This window comes from Pseudocoprococcus catus (genome assembly GCF_019734885.1).
GTDB lineage: Bacteria > Bacillota > Clostridia > Lachnospirales > Lachnospiraceae > Coprococcus_A > Coprococcus_A catus.
The window spans coordinates 29,170-45,565 of the sequence record NZ_JAAXCM010000062.1 but is presented as its reverse complement, the minus strand read 5'-3'; the positions used below and the strand labels follow the sequence as shown (position 1 = coordinate 45,565).

Below are 16,396 nucleotides of genomic sequence, written 5' to 3'. Positions count from 1 at the left end.
AGTTCCTCCTTTCTTAGTGGGCGTTAAAGATACTGCGGGCAAAGTTTCCTGTTTTCATCAGACTGAAACACAGGATCACCGTGTATGCCATCACGCCGAACAATGCAGAATGTATGTTATCTGACATCTGGATGTTTGCGACCAGAACCGCATAGATTCCCACGCAGACCATCATAAAAAATCCCTGGAATGCCAGTGCAAACAATCCACGAAGATAGTTGTTCCCGATCTGCCCCCATTCCCGGTTGGACATGGTTGCGAACGGGATCGCTCCAACGGACGAATAGAGATAAATCTCAATCATACGTCCATACAAAATCACTGTAATAAAGACTGAGATAATCTTCATACACAGGCTTACAAGCATCGTTTCCAGTGCCAGTATGACAAGTTCACCAATCTCCATAGATTCCATCGCTGTCTCCATCGTGGAGATCATCGTATCTATATTGATCGCTGTATCAGAACTGATAACCCCAGCTGCCCGGCTGACTACGGACTGCCCGACATCAAATACCGCCATCGTGATCGTAAAGGTATGGCTGACGATCCAGACTGCCACCCACATCTTGAAAAAGTATTTAAAGAACATCCAGGTGTCAATGTCGTGCATGTTGTTCTTTTCCGTCAACATGGAGATCAGCTCATAACAAAGTACAAATGTGATAATCATACCGGCAATCGGTACAATGACCGACTCGGAAAGATTCTGTATCATGCTGTAAATGCTGCCATTCCAGCCCTGCGGTGTCTGCCCAACCTGAGCAGCAATCTGACCGGTCTTTTCATTGACATCGGTATACATTGTTGTCAGGTTGGAACTTACCATGCCTGTCAGAAGATTCCTCATCCATTCTTCAATCGCTTCAAATATCCGATCCATGAGTCATCTCCCTCCTAAGTTTCTCAGCTAAACAAACCGGAAAGTAACGGTACAAGCTGGGTGCCGATCAAAACAACACCACCTCCCGCCATCAGCTGCTTAATCCCCTGGGATTTTGCACCCGGATTGTCGTTTCCGTAACCTTCCAGCAGGTTGATAACACCCCATACTGCAAGACCAGCTCCGATCGCTACTACAAGAGTCTGTAAAATATTAATTGCCTGATTAAAAAACGCCATAGTCGTTGTCTCCTTTCAAATCATTGCTTTTTCTCGGTTTCTATCTATGTTTTAAGAAGTCTCTTCCGGCTCTGCCCTTATGGGCGGCCTTTCATGATCTCTCAAATCCATCACCTCCCTATAAGGGCAAAGAAAAAGAGCTATGTGTCCGAATCTTTCACATGCTCTGCTTCCTTGTTTTCTGTATTTAATTCTTCTGCCAGACTTTCCTCTGAAAAGGCATACAGGTCAAATTCCTGTGTCCTTGTCAGCTTCACTTCCATCCGATGCCGCATATACGCTTCCACATCAAATTCCTTTTTCTTATCATAGTCCGACAATTCCTTGTATCGTTTATGCTTGGTAATATCAAACTTGTCACTGAAAAATGGTCTGACACCTCTCAGCTGAAGGATACATTTACTGCCATCCATGACCGCAAGCTCGTCCCGGCTCATCAATTCCTTTCCTGTTTTCTGGTAATTCATCCCATAAGAACGGCTCTGTCCACGGGTATCAGAAGTGTTGTATAAATCAATCGTTTCCTTTCCCAGTGTCTCGGAAATCTCCTTTAATGTGGAACTTTCCTTTCCGCCAAGGAACAACATCGTATCGCAGTTACCTAAAATGGTTTCAGCAGCATCTTTATAGATGGTCTTGAGCTGTGACTGCGACTGGAGGATAATGGATGCTGAAATCTCACGGCTACGAATAGTTGCGATCAGCTTATCAAATTTCGGAATCTGTCCGATATTCGCAAATTCATCAGCTAATATTCTGACATGATAAGGCAATCGTCCATGGTGTACATCGTCTGCTCTGTCACATAACAGGTTAAATAACTGGCTGTACATCATTGCCACAACAAAGTTAAACGTATCATCGGTATCTGAAATAATGATAAACAATGCTGTCCTCTGATCCCCTACCATATCCAGTTCCATTTCATCATAACTCATGATCTCACGAAGCTCCGCAATATCAAATGGTGCCAGCCTTGCTCCACAGCTGATCAAAATCGACTTTGCCGTTTTGCCGGCGGCTAATTTATATTTTTTATACTGACGTACTGCAAAGTGTTCCGGTTCTTCTTTCTCCAGTTCCTCAAACAGCATATCTACTGCATTTTTAAATGTCTCATCATCTTCCCTTGTTTCCGATGCATTGATAAATTCAAGCAGTGTCGCAAAGTTCTGTTCCTCCTCCGGTGCTTCATACCAGATATAGCCAATCAATGCACAGTACAGAAGCCTTTCTGCCTTCGTCCAGAAATCCTCACTGGACTTCTCCCCTTCTCCTTTGGTGTTTACCATGATAGTATTCACCAGTTTCAGAATATCTTTTTCTGAATGGATATAGTGGAACGGGTTATAATGCATACTCTTGGAAAAATTGATCGTATTCAATACTTTCACTTTATATCCATGGCGTACCAGCATCTTTCCGCACTCAATGATGATCGTTCCCTTGGGGTCCGTGACCACATAGCTGATATATTTTCCCATCTGCATTAGATTTGGTTTTACATAAAACCGGGTCTTTCCGGAACCAGATCCGCCAATTACAATCACGTTCTTGTTCCTTGCAAATTTCGGATTCTTTGGTCTGCCATTCATGGTCAGCCGTTCCGTCATGGTCAGCAGGATATTGTTTTCAAATACCGGGTCGATAAAGGGTGCAATGTCTTTTGCCGTCCCCCATCTTGCCGAACCATACTCCACTCCCTGCCGGAACTTTTTGGCATTTTTTCCTTTCATGTAGACCATGAGCTTCACTGCCACGGCTCCAGTAATCCCAACCAGCAATTCATTTTTATGCATACTTGGGAGAATCCTGCTAAATGCCATCTGGAAATTTAAGATCAGTACCATCAGTCTTTCTATCATGGAATCACCTACACAGTATTGATATAACCATGCCAGCTTATTTCCCACATAAAAGATCACGATATATGTAAGATTCATCAGAACAATCCGAAGCAGCTTATGTACATCCACCGGCGGTAATCTCTCCAGGTATCCTTTTCCTACACCAAGCAACTTCTGTAATCTGCTCATAATGACGGCTCCTTCTCCTTTCCTTTTGTTTTCTCCAGTTCCCTGTGCTTTGCAAGCGATTTGGTGATTGCCTGCTGTAACTTCTTCCTCACAGATGGTTTTTTGTCCTTATTCAGAGACTTGCCCGTGTATTCCTTAAAAGCGGCAGTCATCACATCAGCATCCCTTGCCTTAAAGAACACATAGTATCTTGGCGGGTCCGCAGTCACATCTTTTTTCAGGCTGAAATCAATGCTGTACTTCTTTGCTACCCGTTCAAAAGACTTGATGTTTCCATCTGTGATCTCAATGTTGGACAGCTGTACATTCTGCTTCATCAGCTTATCAAGGCTCTGTTTTCCCTTGTAGGTCTTATCCTCCTTTTCCTTCTGGGGCTGCTTCTGGTTTGTTTTCTGTCCCTGCTGTTTTTTCTCCTGCTCCATCTTTGCAAGAGCCTTTACCATGGCAGCTTTCAGCAAGTTGGCAGTGACCTTGCCACAGCGGATACAAAGTGAGACTGTTTTCTCATTCACTTCATCCTGCAATCACACCACGCCCTTTCTTCTCTCACTGCTGTCTTATCCTCATTTATCACATTGCTGCTCCTTTCCTCTCTTTTCTGCCAGTTTCATATATTCTTTTTCTGATTCCGCCCCCACTTTGATACAGCACCAAAGGACAAATCCATATACCAGAAATACTGCAGCCGCAGCAACGATCAATACTGTTTTTGTCATCTTCTTTTCTCCCTTCACATCTCTTGAAATTTTTCAAAAGGGCATCTATGAATCCTGTGTCCATAAATGCCCTCATCCATTACTGAAAAATCCTATGATCTCTTATTTTTTCTTTTGCGAAGAATCACTGTGCCACCAAGACCAGCCATTCCAGCCCCTGCAAGCAGAATCCAGAACAGAATCGGAGTATTATCTCCTGTCTTTGGTGAAGTCGATTTCTTTGTTTCTTCTGTGGTTTTCGTCTCCGGCGTTGGTGTGGTTTCTGGTGTTTCCGTCGGTGTCTCTGTTGGAGTTTCCTCCGGTTTCGCCTCATCCTTCATCACAACCTTCTGGATTTCTCCAGTATCTTTGACCGTAAACTTTACATCCTCTGCAACCAGATAACCGTCCGGTGCAGTTTCTTCACGAAGGGTATATTCCCCGATTGGAAGCATCTCAATATAGTGTGGTTTTTCTTCAGATGTCCAGCTTTCTACGGTCTTTCCATCTTTGTCAAGGATTGTCAGTTTCGCTCCTGGCAGCTCCTTACCAGAAATATCGGTCTTGGAAATCTGCACTTTTGTCACATCATCCTTCATTTCCACTTTCTGTACTTCACTGGTATCTTCCACCGTAAAAGTGATGCTCTCTGCTGTCACATAACCGTCCGCAGGAAGTGTTTCTGTCATGGTGTACTTCTTGCCAGCGGTCAGTTCTTTGATGATATGTGCTTCTTTACCGGAAGTCCATTCATCCACAGTGTTTCCACTCTCATCTGTGACTTTTAGTTTTGCTCCCTCAATCTCCTTTCCGTCTGTCAGGGATGTTTTGGTAAACTCTACGGTTGTCGGCTCATCTTCAAAAGTGAACGCATAAGACAGTGTTTCCTTATCTGCCCCACCATATTCAAAAGTAAATTCCTGTACCTGGTCTGTTGTCGCAAATCCCGGTGCCGGGGAAGTTTCTTTCACATAGTAGGTATAGCCAAGTGGCAGATCTGCCGTAAAGGTCAGTTTTCCTTCCTTATCCGTAGCCTGCTCCTCAATAACCGTATTTGCTTTCAGGATCACATCGCCTTTTGCATTGACAATATCTTCTTTATTGCACAGGGCAAATACAGCCCCTTCCAGTACACGGTCGGAATCTTTTTCTTTCTTTAGCACGTTCACTTCTGCCTTCTGACGTTTGTTCTGCCAGTCAGCGGAATAAGTAACAACTGCGGTATTCTGGTCACGGTAAGTCAAATCTACTTCACGAGTTTCTCCATCCAAGACATATCCACTTGCTGTCTCTTTCTCTTTGACATAGTATTTGCCAAGAGGAAGGTCTGTCAGTTTTGCCACGCCTGTTTCATCCGTCGTGATCGTTGCTACCAGTGCATCTTTCTTGTAGTAATCTTCACTCTCGCCATCCGCTGCTTTTATATCTTCTAAGGCATAAACCTCAAAAGTAACCTCTTTCAGGGAACCGGAAAGATATTCAAACAGATGCTTCATCCATCCGCCAATGGAATCCAGTGCAGATACTTTCTCCAGGAACTCACCTTTTTTATTGATGATAAGTGTTCCGGTTGGCACTGCATCTTTCATCTCTACCTTCTGGATCTCGGCAGTATCGTCCACAGTAAAAGAAACTTCTTCCGCCATCAGATAGCCATAAGGAGCCATTTCTTCACGAAGGGTATACGTCTCCCCGGCTGTGAGTCTTTCAATCAGATGTTCCTCACCCTTTACAGACTTCCATGTATCTACCACATTTCCATCCTTATCAAGCACCGTAAGCGTTGCCCCGGAAAGTTCCACGCCTGTCGTAATATCGGACTTCGTAAAGGTTACTTTTGTCGGCTGGTTCTTAAATACAGATTCCAGCTCTACCACTTTCACATCCTGTCCCTGATATTTGGCAGTCACTTCCAAAGTCTCAAAAGAAGAGACATACCCTGCCGGAGCTGCAAGTTCTTTGATATAGTAAGTACCAAATGGAAGGTCAACGTCAAATACTGCCCTTCCATCTTCCCCACTGACTGCTTTTCCAAGTAAGGTATCTGCCTTCACAATCACTTCTTCATGTGTCAGAATATCTTCTTTTGCATAGATGCCAAACTCTGCACCTGCCACAACCGTTTCTGTCTCTGCATCCTGTTTTACTACGGACACTTCCACTTTCTGACGGTCATTCTCAAAAGTTGCTGTCTGCTCGATGACTGGTGTTTTCTGGTCTTTGTATTCAAATGTTACTGTCTGTGCTTCTTCGTTTAACACAAAGCCCTCTGGTGCTGTCTTTTCAACAATCTTATAGGTTCCAAGTGGAAGGTCGGTGATCTGTGCCTTTCCATCCTTATCCGTGGTAACAGTTCCTACCAGTTCCCCGGAAGCATACTCCAGGATACGGTTTCCGTTATCATCTTTCTGGAAGTCTGCTGTATAAATATCTTCTGCAGCATACATCTCAAAGACTGCTCCCTCCAGAGTTTCTTTCTGATAAGTAAAGTCATCTTTATAACCATTTAAGACCTTACCCTGTTTTACGATGTTCAGTTCTCCCTTAACCGGATGATTCTCGTATACAATCTCGATGATCACATCGCCGGAAGTTCCGTCCATCTGATATGCTGTATTGGAATCTACATTCACCTCATAGTAATTCTCATTGAGCGTATATCCATAAGGTGCGTTCACTTCCTCAATACGGTAATGTCCAATTTTCAGATTCTGTGGAAGGATTAAGTATCCCTGCTCATCTGTAAAATAAGATTTGTGTTTTACCGTCGTCGGATAGGTTGTTACCTGTTCCACATACTTTTCTGTATCCAGGTTAAAAATCTTAAACTCTGTATTCTTCTGAAGCACTGCTTTCTTTGTCTCATCGTCCTGTTTGATGATCTTCAGCTTTGCTTCAAACTCTTTGTCAAGCAGCACTCTCCATACCTGCGGTGTAGTCGGATGATTTTCCGTAATCTGCACGATGAAATCATTGACCGGAGTGTAATTATGTGGCGTGGTTGTTTCACGGACGATGTAAGTTCCATAAGGAAGTGCAATACTGCGGGCATACCCTTTCTCATCCGTAAAGATCTCTGTTGCACCATTTTCCCCTATCACTACCGGCTTGACAGAATCAAAGTCATAGCTGCCATCTTCTTTTACTGTCAGGGATGATACCAGATAAGCGGTAAATCCTGCACCTTTCAGTAAATCGGCATCTGTCTTTCCGTTGTTCGCTGCCTTGATAATCTCAAATGGCTGCTTCATCACCTGTTCCAGAGACAGACAGTCACGCTTCACTTCCGCTACAAGATCACCATCGTAGTTGCAGACCAGATCATGTTCTTCTTCATCTGCCAGGTAACCCGTTGGCGGAGTAATCTCTTTTACATAGTAATTACCAAGGTATAATCCATCTACGGAAGCCTGTCCATTCTTATCTGTTGTGAGAGTGGCAACCTGCTCGCCTGCTTTGTAGATCACACCAGTTGCTCCATCCGGATGGACAATATCCTCACGGGCATACAGTCCATAGACTGCCTTTTCTAAAGTAGCATCTCCCTGTGGAACAGCCTTCTTTGTTTCTTTATCCTGCTTCTGTAAGGAAATCTTTGCTATCACACGCTCGTTTCTGAAGGTATGCTTAAATGTCAGTTTCGCTTCCTTATCGTTTGTATAAGAAAAAGTAAACGTATAGACATCATCCGCATTTCTCAGATAGCCTTCCGGAGCCTGTACTTCCTTTACATCATAGGAAAATCCCAGCGGCAGGTCTGCGGTAAACTTCGCCATTCCATCATTTCCAGTTGTCACTTTCTCAATCAGAGTGCCTTTCTTTACAACAACCGTTCCATCTGCATTTTTAATGTCACTGGCTGCATAAAGTCCAAAAATTCCTCCATCCAGAGGATTTTCTGTATCCTTATCCTGCTTTGTCACAATCACTTCTGCTTTCTGTCTGTCATTCGTAAAGGTTGTCTCAGAAAAAACAACATCTACATTCTGTCCTGCATAAGAAAGAGTGACAGACTTTTCTTCCCCGGCATTATAAAATCCGGTCGGAGCCTGTTTTTCTTTGACGATATATGTACCAAGATGCAGGTTTTTCAGAATGACTGCCCCATTCGAGTCTGTTGTCAGATTCTCTTTGACCAGATCACCCTTGCTGTAAACCTTGGCACCATAAGCAGTTTTAATATCTGCCCCGGCATACACATCATAAATCGCACCTTTCTGTCTGCGTTTCTCATACTTAAATGTTGTTCCATTCTCGGTGACATCTGCACCTGTCAGAACCTGACCTTCTTTATAAACAGTCAGCTGGCCCATCTGTTCTTCATCCGGAACAGTCACAGTTGCTGTTTTGCTGACTTCCAGTTTTACGTTGTAGGCAGTTGCATTGATACGGTATCCTGTCGGAGCTGTAATCTCTTTCAGATATACGGTATTCTGTGTCTTAATGATCTGTACGGACGCTTCCCCATTCGCATCAGTTGCCGGTAACTTTGTGATCAAATTTGTACAGTTTGCATCACTGTATAAACCAAACACGGCACCTGCCAGCTTTGCGTCTGCTTTTGCATCTCTTTTAATCACCTTAACACTTGCGTACTGTACCCATGTTACTTTGAAGTCCACATATTTTTCATCATCAACACCTTCACCAAATACCAGTGCCAGGTCCTGTGAACCAGATCCGGTACTGATCTTATACGCAGAATAATCTTTTGTTACACTGCCTTTCATCGTTGCAGACCAGTTTCCTGCGACATCCTGTACCTGTGTAAGAGGTGCAGATAAGTAAAACTTGGTTCCACCACTGATTTCCACTGCTTCGCCAGCTTTGCTTGTCTTTCCGGTTGTCACGTTATGGAGTTTCACACCACTTGGGAGTTTCATTGTGATACTCTGCAGTTCATCTGCTTTAAAAGTGATTTCCTTTGTTCTCTGGCTGTTGCCATCTACATAAGCTGTCACATCTGCATCTGAAAAAGACATTGCCACATCCGGAATATCTGGCTGAGAAATACAATAATTATAAAGTTTTTTCGCAAGATTCTGTGCAGTAGTGTTTGCACCAGAAAAAGCATCGGAACTGCCATTCGCATATGACGCAGCAAGATGTACCAGAATAAATCTGGCTCCTGCACTCAGGTTTCCATAGCCATTTTCTTCTGTAAAAAATCCATCATCGCCAGAGGCTTTTGTGCCATAGTAGCATACTTTAGCCAGTGCTTTGCCATCCCCAACCTTATTGATTGTATATGTTCCCGTACCAGGTCCCGGTTTGGACGGCTGTACACAATAAGCTGTGGCGGACACATTACCGAATTTTACGGTATACTGATACGTCAGATAAGTTCCATAACCATAATCCGCATATCGGTATTCGGCACCTCTTGTCACTGAAACCTGTTGTGAACTTCTTGCATTTCCTGCTGCCGCCATAAATGTCACTGTTTCACCCGGCTCCATCTCATACAAGTCAATTCCTTCATTTTCTGCCTGATCCATTACTTCTGAAACAGTCAGACCAGATTCTTCATCTGTTGTTACTTCCTGTCCATCTGTAAGATCAGTCACAATCTCTTTTGCCCTGTCCGAATCAGCATCTTCCTCCGCATTACCGGAATCTTCTGTTTCACCGGCATTTCCTTCACCAACTGTATTTTCAGAAGAACTCTTTGTCTGTTCTTCTGTTTCTGGCTCTTTTACCGTAATGTTTCTGCTTACTCTGTAAGCTGGGTGACCGCTGACTGGCTCTACTGCATAGACAGCTTTGTAGGTATCCGGTGTATGTGCGTCAAAATCTGTACCGGCTTCACTCTTTGCTTCATGGAATAAAACTTTCACCTTTTTTTCATTCACGCCCTCTATACCGGACAGATCGACTTCCACCTCAAATTCTTCTCCATAGGGAATCTCAATATCCTTTGCTTCCACAATTTCATCTTTATCAAGAGTATCCTGCACATCCTGCAGTTCCGGATATTGCTGTTCAAATGAAGTTGGCTCTGGTTCTAATTCAGAAGCAGAAACCGTGACTGGTTGAACGATAACAGACGCCAAAGTTGCAACTGCCATAAATCCTGACAAGAATCTTTTAAATCGCATTTTCATTTTGACTGAGTCCTCTCTTTCTTCGATAATTTACTCCACTTTCGTTCAGGCTTACACCTGCATGAATCAATCATAGGAACCACCTCCCTTATGTCTTGGATTGACTTTTAAATAAAAACAGGATTGAGCTATTTAAGCCGCAAGAGGTAATTCGTAATCATTCCTGCCAAGGGTGCCTCTCATCCATTGCCCTTCACGTTGTCACCGAATGCCCGCCGCCAGATGCGTAGCTGGGAAATTCAGGTATCCTCTTGCTGCTGATATGAAATTGTCAAGGTTCACTTTTAGGGGGGAATTTATTGTTTTGAATTAAAATAGACATTTGCCCCTCCACTAACCGCATGTGTGAAAGGGCAAAAATTAACCTGTTTGAAATTTTTTTATAAAATTTTTTTGAAACAGCAAAAACTTACAAAGTTTCCAGCCTGTCTTTTAGTTTCTGCAATACTTTGTTTTTCCTGTTTCTGATTGTCTTTGTACAACACCCGAAATACTGTGCTGTTTTTTTAACTGTGTACTCTTCAAAAAATAATAATCTTATCAATTCCATTTCTTCTTCAGACAAATATTTCAGTGCTTCCTGCAGCTCTTGTATTTCTGACACCCTGATGACTATTTCTTCTGGTGATAATATATGCAAATAACTGTTGTAACTCGTTTCCCCTACTTTTTCTATTCCGCACACACCATTTTTCTGCATTTTTTCAAGCTGGTATCTTTCTTTTCTTCTTGACTGGTACCATGCCAGATATACGTCTCTGGTAACTTCTATGAGAGTTTCATTTACACGCAGCACATACCGTTGTCTTTCCTTTGGTTTTTTACCACGCATCTTTTATTCTCCCTTCTGAAGCACTCCGATCAGTCTGCCTGCATTTCTTCTCATTTTCTGCTTTGCCTGTGAAATACATTTTGATACTGCCGGTTCTGTAATTCCAAACACCCGTGACACTTCTCTTTGTGTACGCTGCTGAAAATAAATTTGATGGATTACCTGTCTCTGCCGGTCAGTCAGCAGATCCATGAATTCTCCAATAGCTTCTTCTATGATCAGTTTTTCAAGTACATTCTGCCTTTTATCCACCAATTCACACCAGCCTTCTGAAATATGGCTGTATGAAATGCAATTATTATGTTCTCGTACCTCCCTGTTCCTGCACAGCCGATCTTCACCTTCTAATATCAACCGCACATACCAGGGCTGATTATCAAAAAAATCTTCCTTAACAACTGTTATTTTTCTTCCTGCTTCATATACATAATCTCGACAGGTAAATAAAGGAAAAACCGTTCCATAATCACCCACGCAATAGAAAACATATCCTGTCTGATACGCAATAATTTCCGCACCATCTATCAGTCTCTGCTTTACAACTGCCACATCGTTTTCTCTTAAATACCTGGCGGACGGAACCTTTCTTCTTTCTTCCCTGTTACCTACAACCTGTTTCAATTCCTGCAATGTCAGCATGATTACCACCCTTCTGCCTGCTGGCAACAGGTGCCCATCAGCAGAAAGGATAGGATTATTGCTGATCTACTGGCAAAAGGGCAGTAAAAAACAGCTTCCGGCACACCCGTTTTTTTTAACGAGAGCCTGAAACTTCCTTACTGCCCTTTCTGCTAATTTACAGCATCCTCTATTTTATTTTCCGTCTGATGTCCCGGTCAGACTTCTTTGCATTTCTTTCCGTTTTTATGTTCTTTTCATTTTCCATTAAAACAGAATAGTCTCCCATTGCATCATAGGGACACTGCTTCCGATAGATTAAATTTTCTTGTCTGGTCATCAATCCTATCTCCCTTCCTTGTTTCTGTCTCTTTCTCTCTGTTTGCTATTTTAACAGCACAAAAAACTATTATCCTTAGCATATATGGGGAGTTTTTTTGTTTTACACCCCATATATGGTGAAATTTCACCTGTACTCATTAAAACTTTCTATCAGTGAATCTATTGTCTGCATGATAATTTTCTGCTCTTTCCATTCCATCTTCTGAATACGATAAAATACTTCCTCAAACTGCTTTCTTTTTTCTGCATCGTCCCCCTCTTTTCCCATCAGGATATTGGCATCTGTTTCCAGGATCTCAATCATCTTCCTGAAAATCTCAACAGACATTGCCGTTTGCCCTCCTTCTATCCTGCTGACCGTATTGACACTGATACCTGCTTTTTCCGCAAAAGATTCCTGTGACAACTTCATTTCCTGCCTGCGTTTTCTGATCCGTTCTCCCAATTCAATAAGTTCTGTGGAAATTGCACGATTGCTCAATACGGTGTCTCCTTTCCTGCAATTTATCCCAGCTTTACGACATTGTGTCGCAAAGTTTCCAGAAAAAAAGCAGCTAATTTTGTCTTAGCTGCTTTTCAAAAGATCTATTTCATTTTATTCTCGGTATTTTATGTATTCCTGTAATAACTGTGAGCAGGAAAACACTAAGATAAATGATTGCCTGTCCAACCATTGCCAGAAGAACGACACTTCCTATCAATCCTCCGATCAGAAAATTCATTGTCCATACTGCCAGTGTTCCTCCAAGGTCAAACCCTCTTGGAACCATCCAGACACACATTTTTCCAATTCCGAATGGTATCCCCATCAGTAGCAACAGCAATAAATAATTGCACTTCCCATCCTGGATACAAAGCGGTCTCAACACTGCAAACAATACAACAATCACCAGTGCTGGAACAATAACTTTTTTTATCATATTTCTCATGTTCCTTTATCCTCCATACATATCGTGATTAACCTCTGCCTGATAATAGCTGTTTATCGTTGCCGGGGCATTATACAGGGCAGTCAAAAGATATGCTTTAATGTTTCCAACCTTGGTCGTATTTCGATTCAGACAAAACAGCACATATTCGATATGTGAATAATTCAGCTTCATAAACCTGTTTTTCACCAAAGCAACTGGCTTTTCTGTCCCTGCGATTCGAATCATACTATTCTCCGGCATCATCATAACTTCAATCATCAGTTCTACCAGTTCATCCACATCTTCTTTGGCATGATATTGATAATCTATGTTTTCATGAATCACTTCACGATATGCCCGCATCTCCTCCATCACATCTCTTTTCTTTTTCAGATTACCTGATGATATGATTGGATAGGATTGATTTATCTCAGTTTCACTAATATCAGTCTTGTTAATATCAGTATTATTAGATTGTGATTTCGGATATTCTGGTTTTGTGATTTCCACTATTCTTGAATGATGATTTTCACCATTTTGGAATTGTGATTCTGGAAATTCTTGATTTGTGGTTTTCATCATTCCTGAATTGTGATTTTCACCATTCTGTAATTGTGATTCCACACAATCCTGAATTGTGGATTTCACTACTCCTGAATGATGATTTTCACCATTCAGAAAAGTGCCTGGTTTTTCCCCTTTTTCAGCTTCCGATTGCAAATTTGCACATTCTTCATGGTTTCTCTGCTCAGATTGCAGATCTGCACATTTTTTATGCTCTGGTTGCAAATCTGCACAGCTATCCGTCGACTTCTGATCTGGCACTTCTCTGATCATAAAATTTTTCACATAAATAACATTAGGCATTCCCAGTCCCAGACGTTTTTTCTCAATCAGTCCAATCCCATTATTACTGTCCAGCTCTTTTACCAGCTTCACTGCCTTTTGGGTTCCACAGTTCATCAGCTCTGCGATTTCTTCCACCGTGAAAATAATATATACCTTGTCCTCTGAATCCAGCCATCGGTTCTTAATGCTCAGGCTCATACGGTCCAGCATCAGACCGTATAATACCTTTGCTTCACAAGAAAGAGCTTTAAAGCATGGTTCTGTAAACAGCACTTTCGGGACACGGTAAAAGCTGTATTGTTCCGCTTCCATTCCCGTAAAATAATCAAACTGTATCTTCTGCATCTGCTACTCCTTCTCTGTTTTGTTTCCATTTATCCAAAAGCATAAAAATAACTTCTTCTATCTGTTCTTTAGAATATGTCTCTGGAAAATAATTGCCGATTTTTTTTGCCGGAATCGTCACATTGATTTTACTGTTTTCTTTTTTCAATAAAACGGCATAGATATAACCCTGATTTAATTTTCCATTTGCACTGCATTCCTTTAATTGTTCTGCCTGTTGTTTTGACGGAAAGATATTACTGTTGACAATTCCTTCCAGAAGCCATTCCTGTTCCTGTGGTTTCAGATAAGACAATTTTTCTCCCACTATCATAGGGATTTTATTATCGTCCACATATTCCAATAATCCATCTGATAATGAAGCCAGACGGATATATCTCTGCACGGTTCTTCCACTGTCCCCGGCTGTTTCACCAACCATATCTGCCGTATATTTTTCACCTTTACTTCCTTGGTGCTTCATTGCATCATATTTCATCTTATAGGCATGGGCTTTTTCACTTGGCAGTAGATTTTCACGCTGAATATTGGAATCAACCATAATAATGACTGCTTCATCATCCGTATAATTTCGGACAAGAGCTGGCATGGTCGTCTTTCCACATAGTTCACAGCCTCTTTTTCTTCTATGGCCGGAAATCATCTCGTATCCACCCTCTGATCGAGGTCTTACCAGTGCAGGAGTCAAAACACCGTAAGTTTTAATACTCTCTACGGTTTCAGCCATTTTTTCATCATCGTTTACATGAAACGGATGATTTTTAAAGGGATAGAGCTTTTCCAGATCTATTTCCACAACCTGGTTCATACTCTTTTCCGGTGATTCTTCCAATCCCAGTAACTCATCATAAGAGGTAAGCTGAATCTCTTTTTTCGGTCTACGCATGTTTCAACACCTCCTGAACCAGTTCTCGATAACTGTCTGCACCTTTGCTTTTTCCATCATAAGAAAAGATACTTACACCCTCCGATGCTGTTTCTGCAAGGCTTTCCGTTCTCGGAATCGTCTGCTCAAAAATCTTAATGTCATTTCCGTATGTAGTTTTAATTGCCTGTTTGTTTCTCTTTGCATTATTGTAACGGCAATTATCCATTGTGAACAAAATACCTTCTATCTGCAATTCCGGATTAAACCTCTGATGGATTCCTTTTACCACTTTCAGTAATTCCATAAGTCCATCTGCCGCATAATATTGTGGCTGTACCGGAATCAGAACGCTGTCCGCTGCACTCAACGCATTGATTGTCAGCATTCCCAATGATGGCATACAGTCAATCAAAATATAATCATATTCATCTTTCAACAGTTCCAGATACTCTTTCAGTACTTTTTCCCTATCTTCAACAGTAAATAAGGACATGTCCATTCCGGCAAGCAATTTATTGGACGGAATCAGATCCATCCCTTCTTCATGGTGCAAGACTGCTTCCTTTGGGTCAAACTCCAGTCCCATGATGATATTTTCCATCATACTCTTTAAAGTCACTTTGAGATTTTTGGGAAATCCCAGTCCCATTGTCAGATGTCCCTGTGGATCTGCATCTACCAGCACTACTTTTTTCCCATTCTTTGTCAGTCCGGCTCCCAGATTGATGGTTGTCGTTGTTTTGGCTACTCCGCCCTTCTGATTTGCAATAGCAATTACTTTACACATATACTTTCCTCCGATTTACTGTTTTTCTTCTACTTCTACATAAACACGAAAATATTTACTTGTTCCTTTATTTGCGTAAGCATCAGATACTTCCAGGACATCCAATTCCTTATGCTTTTCCAAAATACGGCGAAACCATTGAATGTCCTTTAAAGTACCCTGTAATCTAATTTTCAGCATATATATCCTCCCAGTCTTTGTAAAAGCAATACTCTGGATAACGGATTTTAATGGCTTCCCAAAAATACCGGGCATATCCGCAGCAAAACAGATCTTCTACGGTATAATACTGACACTCTTTTAACTGATCTTCCTCTGCCTCATAATCTCCGACACTTGGTGTTCCATTACAGTAAAGGTTAAATGCCATACGGACAATCCGTAAACTTCCACTAGTCTGCCATCCTTCCAGCAGGCATTCCGTTTTTACACATCCAGTTTTAAAATTATAGATTTTATTCACATTATTTCTTGTGTCTCTGTCGATACCCAGGCAATAAACCAAAGCCCGATGGTAGACATCCTGATATCTGCATTTTTTCAGATATTCCTCATAAAATTTTTCGTGTTCCCTGCTCTTGAAAGTAATTGTGCGAGAATTGCTATTCTCTGCTCTTAACGCTGTGTTTGTCATTTTCATTTTCCTCCTGAATTTTTAATATTTAGGTATAAAAAGACACTCCATTTCTGGAATGCCCCATAAAAAATAGGGACACCCGCTTTTAACAAGTATCCCTATAATCTATCAAATATCTGATAGTCCACTATTCACTTTCATATTCAGGATTTTTTGTGTTCCCCGTACCGAGGTCTAAGGCAACCACAACGGTGACTCTCTGCACAAGCAACTTTTCCTTGTGATTTTCACCGATTTTGTTGAAACTGAA

The 16,396-nt window shown here is 41.8% G+C and carries 15 protein-coding genes; all 15 read right to left on the bottom strand.

What is annotated here, in order from left to right; all coding sequences use genetic code 11:
* Positions 1–13: 13 nt before the first annotated feature.
* The 15 genes from HED67_RS15540 to HED67_RS15470 all read right to left on the bottom strand — a co-directional run bounded on the left by HED67_RS15540 (position 14) and on the right by HED67_RS15470 (position 16,143).
* Entirely contained in the window at positions 14–883 is an 870-nt protein-coding gene (locus HED67_RS15540) for a VirB6/TrbL-like conjugal transfer protein, CD1112 family (protein WP_004612759.1), read from the bottom strand.
* A gap of 23 nt (positions 884–906) precedes the next feature.
* Positions 907–1,122 carry a Maff2 family mobile element protein gene (locus tag HED67_RS15535; protein WP_005338487.1) on the bottom strand — a complete coding sequence of 72 codons (216 nt, stop codon included), beginning with the start codon at positions 1,120–1,122 and terminating at the stop codon, positions 907–909.
* A gap of 140 nt (positions 1,123–1,262) precedes the next feature.
* The gene (locus tag HED67_RS15530; RefSeq protein ID WP_173700021.1) at positions 1,263–3,158 is read right to left on the bottom strand and encodes a VirD4-like conjugal transfer protein, CD1115 family; all 1,896 of its coding nucleotides are present in this window, start codon (positions 3,156–3,158) and stop codon (positions 1,263–1,265) included.
* On the bottom strand, positions 3,155–3,682 hold the full coding sequence (locus tag HED67_RS15525; protein WP_004612793.1) for a PcfB family protein: 528 nt from the start codon (positions 3,680–3,682) through the stop codon (positions 3,155–3,157). The genes HED67_RS15530 and HED67_RS15525 overlap by 4 nt, the downstream gene beginning before the upstream one ends.
* Positions 3,683–3,721: 39 nt before the next feature.
* Positions 3,722–3,874: a hypothetical protein gene (locus tag HED67_RS15520; RefSeq protein WP_004612794.1), complete on the bottom strand. Its 153-nt coding sequence runs from the start codon at positions 3,872–3,874 to the stop codon at positions 3,722–3,724.
* Positions 3,875–3,966: 92 nt separating this feature from the next.
* A complete protein-coding gene (locus HED67_RS15515; protein ID WP_096241079.1) occupies positions 3,967–9,957 on the bottom strand; it encodes a SpaA isopeptide-forming pilin-related protein in 5,991 nt (1,996 codons plus the stop codon).
* Positions 9,958–10,366: 409 nt separating this feature from the next.
* Positions 10,367–10,789 (bottom strand): RNA polymerase sigma factor, encoded by a 423-nt coding sequence (locus HED67_RS15510; protein ID WP_096241080.1) that lies wholly within the window; start codon positions 10,787–10,789, stop codon positions 10,367–10,369.
* 3 nt (positions 10,790–10,792) lie between these two features.
* Positions 10,793–11,428: a sigma-70 family RNA polymerase sigma factor gene (locus HED67_RS15505; protein ID WP_096241081.1), complete on the bottom strand. Its 636-nt coding sequence runs from the start codon at positions 11,426–11,428 to the stop codon at positions 10,793–10,795.
* Positions 11,429–11,873: 445 nt separating this feature from the next.
* Positions 11,874–12,230: a helix-turn-helix domain-containing protein gene (locus HED67_RS15500; protein WP_096241082.1), complete on the bottom strand. Its 357-nt coding sequence runs from the start codon at positions 12,228–12,230 to the stop codon at positions 11,874–11,876.
* A 109-nt stretch (positions 12,231–12,339) separates the two neighbouring features.
* A complete protein-coding gene (locus HED67_RS15495; RefSeq protein ID WP_096241083.1) occupies positions 12,340–12,678 on the bottom strand; it encodes a DUF6050 family protein in 339 nt (112 codons plus the stop codon).
* 6 nt (positions 12,679–12,684) lie between these two features.
* Entirely contained in the window at positions 12,685–13,854 is a 1,170-nt protein-coding gene (locus tag HED67_RS15490; RefSeq protein ID WP_221718841.1) for a DUF6017 domain-containing protein, read from the bottom strand.
* Positions 13,835–14,740 (bottom strand): ParB/RepB/Spo0J family partition protein, encoded by a 906-nt coding sequence (locus HED67_RS15485; RefSeq protein WP_221718840.1) that lies wholly within the window; start codon positions 14,738–14,740, stop codon positions 13,835–13,837. The genes HED67_RS15490 and HED67_RS15485 overlap by 20 nt, the downstream gene beginning before the upstream one ends.
* A complete protein-coding gene (locus HED67_RS15480) occupies positions 14,733–15,509 on the bottom strand; it encodes a ParA family protein (protein ID WP_055214041.1) in 777 nt (258 codons plus the stop codon). The genes HED67_RS15485 and HED67_RS15480 overlap by 8 nt, the downstream gene beginning before the upstream one ends.
* Positions 15,510–15,524: 15 nt before the next feature.
* Positions 15,525–15,689 (bottom strand): hypothetical protein, encoded by a 165-nt coding sequence (locus HED67_RS15475; protein ID WP_004612805.1) that lies wholly within the window; start codon positions 15,687–15,689, stop codon positions 15,525–15,527.
* Positions 15,676–16,143: a DUF6075 family protein gene (locus HED67_RS15470; protein ID WP_221718839.1), complete on the bottom strand. Its 468-nt coding sequence runs from the start codon at positions 16,141–16,143 to the stop codon at positions 15,676–15,678. The genes HED67_RS15475 and HED67_RS15470 overlap by 14 nt, the downstream gene beginning before the upstream one ends.
* Between the last annotated feature and the right edge of the window lie 253 nt (positions 16,144–16,396).